We start from the raw sequence: 11,831 nt of genomic DNA, 5'->3' as shown, positions 1-11,831 counted from the left end.
AATCCCGACTCTCAGTATGGACCTTGTTCGGCTAGAGGGGGTAAGGAATCTAATGATTAAAAGTGGATTAGCCGCGTGGTTTTTATGCACTAACTTGGTTCAACCCACCAGATAGGTACCGGTGCCGAAGGCGATGTGGGTGCCCTCTTCGTTGTGCAGCTCCATCCGGGCGACGGCCACCTTGCTGCCAGCCCGGATGATGTGGGCGGTGGCGATAAACTCGTTGCCGCGCCCTGGGCGCAGGTAATCCACCCGCAGATCTATGGTGCCGAGGCGGGCGAAGCGCTCCTTGAGATAGCTGGGGGAGAACTCCTCCAGCTCGTCGATGCAGGAGGCGGCGACTATCATACCGCCTGCCACATCCAGCAGCGTGGCGGTGACGCCGCCATGCAGGATGTTGTGGAAAGGGTTGCCGATCAGCTTCTCATCCATCTTGATGCGCAGCTCCACCTTGTCGAAGTCGTAGTGGGTCACCTGCATGCCAATCAGCTTGTTGAAGGGCATCTTCTCGGCAAACAGGTTGGCAATGCCACTGAGCGCCATCTTCTTGAGCATCTGTTTCATTCTCTGATCCCAATCCTTGTCATCAAAGCCGAGTAAAAACTCCAGCCAGTCTGCAACAGTTCATTAACAGTCGCAATGGCAGGTTTATTGTGGGCGGCGGCTGCTTTAGAATGGCGACCCCAAAGGAGAGCCCATGACCGCGATTGCCGAAACCCTGCCAGATCCTCAGCCAGAGAGTCCGCTTGCCCTGCTGCAGGCAGTCTTCGGCTATCAGCAGTTTCGGCCGGGTCAGCTCGAGATCATCGAGCAGATCGTCGCGGGGCGCGATGCGCTGGTGCTCAAGCCCACCGGTGGCGGCAAGTCGCTCTGCTACCAGATCCCGGCACTGCTGCGGCCCGGGCTCGGTGTGGTGGTCTCTCCCCTTATTTCGCTGATGAAGGATCAGGTCGACAGCCTGCGCGCCAACGGCGTAGCGGCGGTCTACATCAACTCGGCCCTCAGTCGGGAGGAGATGATCCAGAACTTCGCCGCCATGCGCCGCGGCGAGATCAAGTTGGTCTATGTCTCCCCCGAGCGCTTGCTGCAGCACGAGTTTATGGATCGGCTGGCCGAGCTGCCGCTCGGGCTGTTCGCCATCGACGAGGCGCACTGTGTCTCCCAGTGGGGCCACGATTTCCGGCCTGAGTATGCGGCACTGGGGCGACTCAAGCAGTGGTTCCCGCAGGTGCCGGTGGTAGCGCTTACCGCCACCGCCGACGAGGCGACCCGCAGCGACATGCTGCACCGCCTAGAGCTGAACGATCCCTTCATCCACACCGCCAGCTTCGATCGTCCCAATATCCGCTACAGCCTGGTGGAGAAGTTCAAGGCGGCTGAGCAGCTGCTGCGCTACGTGCAGAGCCAGAAGGGCAACTGCGGCATCGTCTACTGCTCCAGTCGCAACCGGGTGGAGGAGGTGGCCGAGCGGTTATCCCGCCACGGCTGCAAGGCGGCGCCCTATCATGCGGGGCTGCCGCTCGAGCTGCGCCAGCAGACCCAGGATGCCTTCCTCAAGGATGACATCGAGATAGTGGTGGCGACGGTGGCGTTCGGTATGGGTATCGACAAGCCCAACGTACGCTTCGTGGTGCACTACGACATTCCGAAGAACATCGAATCCTACTATCAGGAGACCGGTCGCGCCGGGCGCGATGGCACTCCCGCCGAGGCGCTGCTGCTCTACGATCCTGCCGACATCGGTCGGGTGCGCCGCCTGCTCGACAACATCGAGAACCCGCAGCAGCTGCAGGTGGAGCAGTACAAGCTCAACGTGATGGCCGCTTTTGCCGAGGCGCAGACCTGCCGCCGTCAGGTGCTGCTCAACTACTTCGGCGAGTACAACGACAAGCCGTGCGGCAACTGCGATATCTGCCTCGATCCGCCCAAAAGTTATGACGGCACCGAAGATGCCCAGAAGGCGCTCTCCTGCGTCTGGCGGGTGGGGCAGAATTTCGGGGTGGGTTATGTGGTGGAGGTGCTGCGCGGGTCGCTGAACCAGCGCATAAAGGATCATGGCCACGACAAGCTCTCGACCTACGGTATCGGCAAGGATCAGAGCCACGAATACTGGATGAGCGTGATCCGCCAGCTGATCCACAAGGGGCTGCTGACCCAGAACATCACCCGCAATCTGGTGCTGCAGCTGACCGAAGCGGCTCGCCCCGTGCTGCGTGGCGAGGTGAAGCTGGAACTGGCGGTACCCCGCCTGCAGCCTATCTCCAGCCGCAAGGAGAAGCGCAACGGTCTGCTCGACAATGCCAACTATGACAAGCGGTTGTTCAAGGAGCTGCGCGGCCTGCGCAAGCAGATTGCCGAGGATGAGGAGGTGCCGCCCTACGTGGTGTTCAACGATGCGACCCTGGTGGAGATGGCTCAGCTGATGCCGATGACCGAAGACGAGATGCTGGCCATCAACGGCGTCGGTCACCGTAAGTTGGAGCGCTTCGGCGAAGCCTTTATGGATCTGATCATCGACTACTGCCGGCGGTAGGGTCGATTAGGCAGCCTAATCGACCACGGTAAGCGCGGCTCGGAAGAACCAAGGGTTAGACGCGAGGTTATTTCAGGCTGGCGTAGAAGGCCGCCAGATTGTCGATATCCGCATCGGTCAGCGGCGCCATGAAGGGGTCCATCAAGGGCTCTTTGCGAGTGCCATCCTTGAACGCTTTCAACTGTTTCACCAGATAGGCGGCATTCTGACCCGCCAGATGGGGATAGTTGGGGATCATCGCCTTGCCTTCCACGCCGTGACAGGCGGCACAGACCGCCGCTTTGGCTTTGCCGGCTTCAATATCGGCAGCCTTGGCCTGATGACCCCACGCCAGTGCCAGCAAGGGCATGGCATATACCCATTTTTGCATCTTCTTCTCCTTGAATTGAAAAATGATGGTTGCCAGTGAGCGCAAGCATGGCTGACGGCAGTATAAAGAGTGACACGAGCATACGCAGGGACGAATGGCACAACCATGAAGTTGATCAACACTTTTGCGACCGAGTTGCCTTGGGCCTGTGAACCCGTGGTCCCCCAGCCGCTGCAGCAACCCCGGTTGCTTCATCTCAACCGGGCTTTACTGGATGAGTTGGGGCTGGGAGGCGTCAGTGAGGCTGACTGGATCGCCTGTTGTGGCGAGGGAAAAGTGCTGCCCGGTATGCAGCCGGTAGCGCAGGTCTATGCCGGCCATCAGTTCGGGGGTTATAGCCCCCGGCTTGGGGATGGCCGCGCGCTGCTATTGGGTGAGCAGCAGGCGCCGGATGGCCAGCGCTGGGATCTGCACCTGAAGGGGGCAGGAAAGACGCCGTTTTCCCGTTTTGGTGACGGTCGCGCCGTGCTGCGCTCCAGCATCCGAGAATATCTCGCCTCCGAGGCGCTCCATGCCCTCGGCATCCCGACCACCCGGGCGCTGGTATTGGTGGGGAGTCAGGAGCCCGTTTATCGCGAGCAGGTTGAGACCGGGGCGACCGTGCTGCGCACCGCCCCCAGCCATCTGCGCTTCGGCCATATCGAGTATTTCGCCTGGAGCGGGCAGGGGGAGAAGATCCCGCCACTCATCAACTATCTGCTGCGCCACCACTTCCCCGAACTGGAGAGTGGTGCCGAACTGTTTGCCGAGGTAGTGCGCCGCACCGCGCGGTTGATTGCCAAATGGCAGGCTGCGGGCTTCTGTCACGGGGTAATGAATACCGACAACATGTCGCTGCTCGGCCTGACGCTGGATTATGGCCCCTACGGCTTTATCGATGCCTACGTGCCCGATTTTGTCTGCAATCACTCGGATCCGGCGGGTCGTTACGCACTGGATCAGCAGCCCGCGGTCGGTTATTGGAATCTGCAAAAACTGGCGCAGGCGCTGGCTGGCCATGTAAACGGTGATGCGCTGGCTGCAGCGTTGGCCCAGTACGAGCAGCAGCTGATGTTGCACTACTCCGAGTTGATGCGGGCCAAGCTCGGACTGGCGGTGTGGGAGGAGGATGACCCGGCGCTGTTCCGCGAGCTGTTCCGGTTGCTGGCGGCCCACGAGGTGGATTACCACCTGTTCCTTCGCCGTCTCGGTGAGGTGACGCAAGAGGGGTCGTGGCCTGCATCTCTGCTGGCCCTGTTGCCTGAACCACTGGGTTGGCAGGCGTGGCTGGAGCGCTATCGGGCGCGGCTAATGCGCGAAGGCAGCGAGGATGCCGTGCGCAAGGTGCAGATGGATGCCATCAACCCCAAGTATGTGCTGCGCAATACGCTGGCCCAGCAGGTGATCGACGCCGCCGACACAGGGGATATGCGGCCGTTCGAGCGGCTGTTCGCCGCCTTGCACCGTCCCTTTGATGAACAACCCGAATATGAGGATCTCGCCACCCCGACTCCGGCATGGTATTGCGGTGGTGAGCTCTCCTGCAGTAGCTGAGAGACACGGAATGAGTTGGCAAATCAAACAGGTAGATAGCGAAGCTGGCGTGGTGACGCTGGATTGCCCAGCACTCGACTGGGACACGTTTCCGCTGTTGGCGCAGGTCTTGCTGCGAGAGTGGGAGCTGCAGCCGCTCGAGCAGGATGCGGGGGCTGACCGCCATAGCTGGTTGCTGGAGTTTGAAGGGAGCCAGTTTCGGCTGGAGTACGAACACTACAGCGGCTGCTGGCTGGAGGCGGTGTGCCCGGCGGATCGGGAGGCGCTGCTCTGGCTCGCCAGACAGCACAAGCTGTGACTATCGCCCACAAGGCTTGCTCTGCCGCTGGCCAACCTGGACAAGCGTAATCGCATAAAGATTGAACTATCGGTTTGGGGGCGTATAATCTCGCCCCTCGATTATCGCCAATGGTGGCGATATGGGTTCCCTAACCCCATTAACCAAAAAGGTCACAAGATGAATCTGACCCCTGCGCAGTACCAAACGGCGCTCGTTCGCCTGTCGTTGTTCCACATTCTGATCATTGCCAGCAGCAACTATCTGGTGCAGCTGCCGATCACCGTGTTTGGCTTCCATACCACCTGGGGGGCGTTCAGCTTCCCGTTTATCTTCCTGGCGACCGACCTGACAGTGCGGATCTTCGGTGCCGGTCTGGCGCGCAAGATTATCCAGACCGTGATGTTGCCAGCACTGGCGGTCTCCTATGCGCTCTCCGTACTCTTCTTTGAAGGGAGCTTCCAGGGCGTTGGTCATCTGGCCGAGTTCAACCTGTTCGTGGCGCGTATCGCGCTGGCCAGCTTTATGGCCTATCTGGTGGGGCAGTTCATGGATGTGGTGGTGTTCAACCGCCTGCGTCTGCTCAAGCAGTGGTGGATTGCACCTGCGGCCTCCACCCTGTTCGGTAATCTGGTTGATACCATCGCTTTCTTCAGTGTGGCCTTCTGGCGCACCACAGATCCTTTCATGGCAGAGCACTGGGTCGAGATCGCAACCGTCGATTACGTATTCAAGTTGCTGATAAGCCTTGGTTTGTTCGTGCCGCTCTACGGTGTCTTGTTGCGCTACCTCAGCCGCAAGCTGGTGGGCGAGGCCGGATTATCCAGCCTGCAAACAGCCACCCGGCAAGCCTGACCAGATTGACCACCCTTCGCGGTGGTCAATTTTTTTGCACTTTCTGCAAATAGCGCTTGCCTAGTTAAATGAGAATGATTATTGTTAACTTGTTTTCCGGGAAAGACTTCATTCGTTCCAACGTGATGGACTTCTTGTGAAGGCACGACATTGCTCACATTGCTTCCAGTTAAGGGCCAGTTTATCTGGCCCTCTTTTTTTGTCATTTTTCAGCAAGTTGCAGGCATAAAAAACGGGAGCCAAGGCTCCCGTCGTCACTCTGCCTGTGGCTTACTCGATATCGAGTGCCTCGGGGGAGAGGATCACCCCTGTGGTATCGGCGTAGAGGTGGTCGTCGGGCAGGAAGGTCACCCCACCGAAGTTGACCGGCAGATCGGTCTCCCCTACATCCTTGCTGTCGGCACCGACCGGAATGGCAGCCAGTGCCTGAATACCGATATCCAGATCTTCCAGAATATCGACTTCGCGGACGCAGCCGTAGCAGACAATCCCTTCCCAATCATTCTCGGCCGCCGTGGTGGCGATGTCGCTGTCAATCAGGGCACGGCGCATGGAGCCACCGCCATCGATCAGCAAGACACGTCCCAGTCCGTTCTCTTTTACGAGTTCACGGATAAGACCATTCGATTCGAAGCATTTGACGGTGGTGATGACGCCGCCGAAAGAGGCGCGGCCGCCGAAGGAGCAGAGCATGGGTTCAAGCACATCCACCATGTCCTGATAGATGTCGCACAGTTCAGAAGTATTGTATTCCATAGTGTCAAATCCACGGCTGGAAACAGGTGCAACCAGTATAAGGAGTGGGTGTGGCATTTCAATGAATATTCCTTGCACAGATCACCTGTCGCCGCTTTTCTGCATAAGCTCAATGCAGTTCACTGCCAGTTTGCGAGAGGTCCATCGTGCTTATCCGTCATAAGTTGATCCTGAATACCGTGCTGGTTGCCGTTGCCATGCTGGTACTGAGCGGCCTGTTTATCTACTCCAGCCAGGTGCACCGTCACCTGACCGAAGCCCAGCGCAATATCGACCAGCTGGAGATCGCCATGCTCAACCTGCGGCGGGCCGAGAAGGATTTTCTGATCCGTAAGGATATGACCTTCGTCGAGCGCTTCAATCAGGGGTTGTCAGACTTTCACCAGCACAATCGGGAGCTGGTGACCGATGACAATCTGGCTGCCGTCGAGGGGGAGCTGACCAGACTGGATCAGCAGATCAGCGGTTATGGCAAAGCCTTCAACGATCTGGTGGCTCAGCAGCAGAAGATTGGTCTGGGGCCGGAGGAGGGGCTCTATGGCAAGCTGCGGGCGGCGGTGCATGAGGTGGAGAATGGGCTCAAGCAGCTGGATCAGCAGGGGCTGCTCATCACCATGTTGCAGCTGAGACGGGCGGAGAAAGACTTCATGCTGCGCTCCGATATCCAGTATCTGGAGCGTTTCGAAACCTTGCACAAGAGTTTTCAGGATAGTCTTGCCACTTTGCCGGAGGCGGATCGCGGCAAGTTGGAGCAGGCCAGCAAGCAGTACCGGCAGGACTTTGTGGCGCTGGTGCAGGGGATGCAGGTACTGGGGCTGAAAGAGGATGAGGGGCTGCGCAACCAGATGCGGGATCTGGTGCATCAGACCGAACAGGGATTTGCTGCTGTAGATCAGCACATTGTCGCTGAACTGGAGCGGCAGAGCGCTCGCCTCAACAGCCTGATGCTGGTCTGTGGCGGGGTGATTGTGGTGCTGATCGGCATCATGAGCGTGTTGCTGGGGCGCAGCATCGACCGTCCCATTACTCAGGTGAATGATACCGTCAACCGCATTCGTAAGGATAATGACCTGCGCCTGAAGATAGATCTGCGCGGGGCAGATGAAATGGCCCAGCTGGCAGGCAATCTCGACGTGATGCTGGGCGGGTTTCGTAACCTGATTGGCGATGTGAAGCATAGCGTGCACACCCTGACCGAAGCGGCGGATCACCTTTCGGCCAACGTCAAACGCACCAGTGAAGGGGCGGCGCGCCAGCTGCAGGAGACCGATATGGTGGCGACCGCGTCCACCGAGATGGGCTCCACCATCGAAGAGATCGCCCGCAACACCGAGCAGGCGGCCAACAATGCACAGGCGACCAACAACAAGGCGATGGAGGGGCGGGCTGCGGTCGAGAATACTGTCGAGCAGATCCGCTCGCTGGCGGGCAATCTGGAGAGCTCATCTCGCGAGGTGAGCCAGCTGCAAAAAGAGAGCGAGACCATCGGCTCCGTGCTCGACGTGATCCGCGGCATTGCCGAGCAGACCAACCTGCTGGCCCTCAACGCAGCCATCGAAGCAGCCAGGGCAGGGGATCAGGGACGTGGTTTTGCGGTGGTGGCCGATGAGGTGCGCAATCTGGCCATCCGTACCCAGAAATCGACCCAGGAGATCGCCGGCATCATCAGCTCCCTACAGAAACAGACCGGCAGCATCGTCGAGGTGATGGCGACCTGCCGCGAGCAGGGCAACCGCAGCTCGGATCAGGCCAGTACCGCAGGGGAGTTGCTGGGGCAGATCACTCAGGATGTTACCCACATCATGGATATGAGCACCCAGATTGCCGCCGCCATCGAACAGCAGAGTCTGGTGGCCAACGAGGTGAACCGCAACGTCAACAACATCCGCGACATCGCCCAGGAGTCGAGCATCATGGCGGAGGAAAATGCGAGATCCAGCGAGGGCCTCAACGAGCAGGCCCAGCTGCTCAACAAGGCGGTGGCAAAATATCGGGTTTAGTGAGCGGACTGGCATCCTTGTGAGGTTTTTGCACCAGAGTGGCAATGATTTGATCGTAATGGCTGTTATTGGGGTAATTCGCTCATATAATCGCCGCCACTATGATGATTCGGAAGGATTCGATGGCAAAGTTGCTGGTGGCCGTATTCGGGCTGCTCTGTTCCTGTCTGGTGTTGGCAGGTTCGGCGCCTCAGGCTACCCCACTAAAGCCCCGCATGGAGCCGCTACTCAGCTGGTTCAATGGGGCATTTACGAGCCGGGAGCAGGCCAGTTACGACAGCCGCTTTACCAGTGCTGAGCTGCGCCTGATGGAGATCTGGCCTGGCTATCAGGGCTATCGCTGGGTCTATGCCGAGCAGTACCTGAGTCTGCGCTCCGTCCGTCCCTTCCGCCAGCGCATCTATCGCTTCTCACCCGCCCCTGACGGGCGGATCCTGATGGCAGAGCTGACTATGCCCCGAGCCACCGATTTTGCCGGTGCCTGGCATGATCCCGCCCTGCTCGACAGTCTGACCCCACAGCAGCTCTCCTTGCGCCACGGTTGCGAGATCTGGCTGACACGCACTCCCTCCGGCGAATATGCCGGCCACACCCGGGTGGGCCATTGCTCCACCGATTTTGGTGGTGCCACTACGCTGGTGCAGCATATCTGGATTGGCCCCGACAGTGTCAGATTGCTGGATCGCGCCTATGACAATGCCGGGAGTCCGCGCTGGGGCAGCCCGGGTGAGGGGTATGTCTATTTGCGTCGTTCCAAAGGATTTGGCCAGTAGGGGCGAATGCGTCTGGCTGCGGGAACATGAAGGATGAAAAACAGGAATCGTAAAAAAGGCGCCCATTGGGCGCCTTTTTCAGAATTCTTCAGAAGTAAAATTACTTCTTGGTGGTCATCGCACCGAAACGCTTGTTGAACTTGTCTACGCGGCCGCCGCTAGAAACTTCTTTCTGCTTGCCGGTGTAGAACGGGTGGCACTCGGAGCACACGTCCAGGTTCAGATCTTTACCGATGGTAGAGAAAGTGTTGATGACGTTACCGCAAGAGCACTTGGCGGTGATGGCTACGTAGTCAGGATGGATACCAGCTTTCATGGACAACCTCAATTAATAGGCCGTGTCGCCATCCGATCTCTTGTCGGACACCACACGATTGTTGAACACAGTTTCAAAGGCTGCGAATAATATAGGAAATGCCTGAGATCAGGCAAGTGGCTTCGCAGAAAAAATAGGCAACCCCTGGTGAATTCTTCCCAAACGCTGGATCTGGTTCGTGTCGCTGTCCCGGTACCGTTACGCCGTCACTTCGACTATCTCTCTCCCCTGCCGTTACCTGCCCCCGGTTGCCGGGTCGAGATCCCTTTCGGTCCCCAGACCCTGGTCGGGCTGGTGGTGGATCATCCGGCCGACAGCCAGGTGCCCCGCAACAAGCTCAAGCCCATCAAGCGCGTACTCGATGCGACGCCGGTGCTGGGGCCGGATATTCTGGCGCTGATGAACTGGAGCGCCAGCTACTACCAGCATCCGCTGGGGGAAGTGCTGCCCCACGCCCTGCCGGTGCTGGTGCGCAAGGGGGAGCCTGCCGCTTATCGTGAACTGGAGTTCTGGTTTGCTACCGAGGCAGGGATGGCCATCGACCTTAACGAGCTCAAGCGGGCGGCCAAGCAGCAGCAAGCGCTCGCCTTGCTGCGCAAGGGGCCGCAGACCCCCTCCGCTCTCAAGCAGGAGGAGATCCAGAGCGCAGCTCTCACCGCGCTGGAGAAGAAGGGGCTACTGGAGAAGCGTTCGCTGGAGCCGAGCCACGATGGCGATTGGGCTGCCCGCTTCGAGCCGGGGGAGGGGCTGCGCCTCAACGGCGAGCAGGCTCTGGCCGTCTCCGCCGTTACCAGCCAGAGCGACAAGTTCGGCGCCTTCCTGCTGGATGGCATCACAGGTTCCGGCAAGACCGAGGTCTATCTGAGCATCCTCGAACCCCTGCTCAAGGCGGGCAAGCAGGCGCTGGTGATGGTGCCGGAGATCGGCCTCACCCCGCAAACCATCAATCGATTCCGCCGCCGCTTCAACGTGCCAGTGGTAGCGATGAACTCCGCCATGAACGACAGGGAGCGGCTCGACGCCTGGCTCGCCTGTCGCGACGGCGGCGCCGCCATCCTGATCGGTACCCGCTCCGCGGTGTTCACCCCGTTTCACAACATCGGCATCATCATCATCGACGAAGAGCACGACGGCTCCTTCAAGCAGCAGGACGGTTTTCGCTACCACGCGCGGGATCTGGCGGTGATGCGGGCCCATCGTGCCGGTATTCCCATTTTGCTTGGCTCTGCTACCCCGTCCCTGGAGACATTGCACAACGCCCGCACCGGCAAGTATCACCATCTCACCCTGACCCGTCGCGCCGGTAACGCCCAGACTGCACGCCAGGTGATCCTGGACATCAAGAACGTGCGGCTGCAGGCCGGACTCTCTCCCCAGCTGGAGCAGTTGATGGCGGAGCATCTGGCGGCGGGCAACCAGGTGATGCTGTTTCTCAACCGCCGTGGCTATGCCCCGGCCCTCATCTGCCACCAGTGTGGCTGGAGCGCCGCCTGCGAGCGCTGCGATGCTTGGTACACCTGGCACCAGGCCGGGCGGCGGCTGCACTGCCACCACTGCGACAGCGTGCGCCCGCTGCCCCACCACTGCCCCGAGTGTGGCAGCAACGAACTGATCGGATCGGGAGTGGGCACCGAGCAGCTGGAACAGCTGCTTACCACGGTTTTCCCACAATATCCGGTGGTGCGCATCGATCGGGACAACACCCGTCGCAAGGGGGAGCTGGAGACCCATCTCGGCGACATCAAGGCGGGCAAGTACAAGATCCTGATCGGCACCCAGATGCTGGCCAAGGGCCACCACTTCCCGGATGTGACGCTGGTGGGTCTGCTGGATGTGGATGGTGCCCTGTTCAGCGCCGATTTTCGCGCCGCCGAGAAACTGGCCCAGCTCTACACCCAGGTGGCGGGCCGTGCCGGTCGCGCCAGCAAACCCGGGTTGGTAGTGCTGCAGAGCCACCATCCGGAGCACGCCCTGCTGCAGGATCTGACCCAGAATGGCTACGGCCACTTCGCCGATACGGCGTTGAAAGAGCGCCGCCTGCTGGGGCTGCCACCCTTCAGCTATCAGGGGCTGTTCCGCGCCGAGGCCAACGGCCGCGACGAGGTGCAGCTGTTCCTCGCCCGCCTCGCCGATACCCTGCGCAGCGCCCGCTATCCCAACGTTCAGGTGCTGGGGCCCATCAGCGGCTTTATGGAGCGCAAGGCGGGCAAATTTCGCATGCAGTTGCTGGTGCAGGGGCCGAGCCGGGCACCGCTGGCCCAACTGCTGGACTGGGTGGTGAAGGAGCTGGAAGGCTGGCCCGAGACCAAAAAGGTGCGCTGGAGTCTGGATATCGACCCCACCGAGCTGAGTTGATGGTGGCACCGGAGCCGGTCGCTGGCAGTTATCGTCAGCGACCGATGGGTGATTTCATTTCAA

11 protein-coding genes are annotated in these 11,831 nt (G+C 59.9%); 7 read left to right on the top strand and 4 right to left on the bottom strand.

Annotated features, from left to right (window positions below):
* Positions 1–99: 99 nt before the first annotated feature.
* Positions 100–564: a thioesterase family protein gene (locus G5193_RS14755; protein ID WP_005355465.1), complete on the bottom strand. Its 465-nt coding sequence runs from the start codon at positions 562–564 to the stop codon at positions 100–102.
* A 133-nt stretch (positions 565–697) separates the two neighbouring features.
* Between G5193_RS14755 and recQ the strand changes: the two genes are divergently transcribed.
* Entirely contained in the window at positions 698–2,533 is a 1,836-nt protein-coding gene (gene recQ, locus G5193_RS14750) for an ATP-dependent DNA helicase RecQ (RefSeq protein WP_216949968.1), read from the top strand.
* A 67-nt stretch (positions 2,534–2,600) separates the two neighbouring features.
* Here recQ and G5193_RS14745 read toward each other — a convergent pair whose 3' ends face one another.
* Positions 2,601–2,903, bottom strand: coding sequence for a c-type cytochrome (locus tag G5193_RS14745; RefSeq protein WP_236342032.1), 303 nt, complete (start codon positions 2,901–2,903; stop codon positions 2,601–2,603).
* Between the two features lie 105 nt (positions 2,904–3,008).
* On the opposite strand from G5193_RS14745, the gene G5193_RS14740 reads away from it, so the two are divergent.
* From G5193_RS14740 to G5193_RS14730, 3 genes are all read left to right on the top strand, one after another.
* Positions 3,009–4,436, top strand: a complete 1,428-nt coding sequence (locus tag G5193_RS14740; protein WP_421206251.1) for a protein adenylyltransferase SelO — start codon at positions 3,009–3,011, stop codon at positions 4,434–4,436.
* 10 nt (positions 4,437–4,446) lie between these two features.
* Positions 4,447–4,734 carry a DUF3630 family protein gene (locus G5193_RS14735; protein WP_139399965.1) on the top strand — a complete coding sequence of 96 codons (288 nt, stop codon included), beginning with the start codon at positions 4,447–4,449 and terminating at the stop codon, positions 4,732–4,734.
* 159 nt (positions 4,735–4,893) lie between these two features.
* Entirely contained in the window at positions 4,894–5,568 is a 675-nt protein-coding gene (locus G5193_RS14730) for a 7-cyano-7-deazaguanine/7-aminomethyl-7-deazaguanine transporter (protein ID WP_005340680.1), read from the top strand.
* A 270-nt stretch (positions 5,569–5,838) separates the two neighbouring features.
* On the opposite strand, the gene rraA is transcribed toward G5193_RS14730, so the two are convergent.
* Complete coding sequence (gene rraA / locus G5193_RS14725; protein ID WP_005340678.1) at positions 5,839–6,324, bottom strand: ribonuclease E activity regulator RraA; 486 nt, start codon at positions 6,322–6,324, stop codon at positions 5,839–5,841.
* Positions 6,325–6,470: 146 nt separating this feature from the next.
* On the opposite strand from rraA, the gene G5193_RS14720 reads away from it, so the two are divergent.
* Together G5193_RS14720 and G5193_RS14715 are read left to right on the top strand one after the other, a co-directional pair.
* Positions 6,471–8,324 (top strand): methyl-accepting chemotaxis protein, encoded by a 1,854-nt coding sequence (locus tag G5193_RS14720; RefSeq protein ID WP_270905941.1) that lies wholly within the window; start codon positions 6,471–6,473, stop codon positions 8,322–8,324.
* Positions 8,325–8,446: 122 nt separating this feature from the next.
* Positions 8,447–9,097: a chromophore lyase CpcT/CpeT gene (locus tag G5193_RS14715; protein ID WP_270905942.1), complete on the top strand. Its 651-nt coding sequence runs from the start codon at positions 8,447–8,449 to the stop codon at positions 9,095–9,097.
* A gap of 100 nt (positions 9,098–9,197) precedes the next feature.
* Here the strand turns inward: G5193_RS14715 and rpmE are convergent, their stop codons facing one another.
* A complete protein-coding gene (gene rpmE / locus G5193_RS14710; RefSeq protein ID WP_005340673.1) occupies positions 9,198–9,413 on the bottom strand; it encodes a 50S ribosomal protein L31 in 216 nt (71 codons plus the stop codon).
* Between the two features lie 147 nt (positions 9,414–9,560).
* Here rpmE and priA point away from each other — a divergent pair, with 147 nt between their 5' ends.
* Entirely contained in the window at positions 9,561–11,768 is a 2,208-nt protein-coding gene (priA, locus tag G5193_RS14705; protein ID WP_421206250.1) for a primosomal protein N', read from the top strand.
* Positions 11,769–11,831 lie beyond the last annotated feature (63 nt).

The sequence above is a fragment of the Aeromonas sp. 601027 genome, from assembly GCF_049174455.1.
Taxonomy (GTDB): Bacteria; Pseudomonadota; Gammaproteobacteria; order Enterobacterales; family Aeromonadaceae; genus Aeromonas; species Aeromonas veronii_A.
This window is presented reverse-complemented; position numbering and strand designations above follow the sequence as displayed.

What these genes read in the sequence shown, in the direction of transcription:
- G5193_RS14715 (WP_270905942.1), top strand. Translation starts at nt 8,447, where the DNA reads ATGGCAAAGTTGCTGGTGGCCGTATTCGGGCTGCTCTGTTCCTGTCTG.
- G5193_RS14740 (WP_421206251.1), top strand. Translation starts at nt 3,009, where the DNA reads ATGAAGTTGATCAACACTTTTGCGACCGAGTTGCCTTGGGCCTGTGAA.
- G5193_RS14755 (WP_005355465.1), bottom strand. Translation starts at nt 564, where the DNA reads ATGAAACAGATGCTCAAGAAGATGGCGCTCAGTGGCATTGCCAACCTG.
- recQ (WP_216949968.1), top strand. Translation starts at nt 698, where the DNA reads ATGACCGCGATTGCCGAAACCCTGCCAGATCCTCAGCCAGAGAGTCCG.
- rpmE (WP_005340673.1), bottom strand. Translation starts at nt 9,413, where the DNA reads ATGAAAGCTGGTATCCATCCTGACTACGTAGCCATCACCGCCAAGTGC.
- G5193_RS14735 (WP_139399965.1), top strand. Translation starts at nt 4,447, where the DNA reads ATGAGTTGGCAAATCAAACAGGTAGATAGCGAAGCTGGCGTGGTGACG.
- rraA (WP_005340678.1), bottom strand. Translation starts at nt 6,324, where the DNA reads ATGGAATACAATACTTCTGAACTGTGCGACATCTATCAGGACATGGTG.
- G5193_RS14745 (WP_236342032.1), bottom strand. Translation starts at nt 2,903, where the DNA reads ATGCAAAAATGGGTATATGCCATGCCCTTGCTGGCACTGGCGTGGGGT.
- G5193_RS14730 (WP_005340680.1), top strand. Translation starts at nt 4,894, where the DNA reads ATGAATCTGACCCCTGCGCAGTACCAAACGGCGCTCGTTCGCCTGTCG.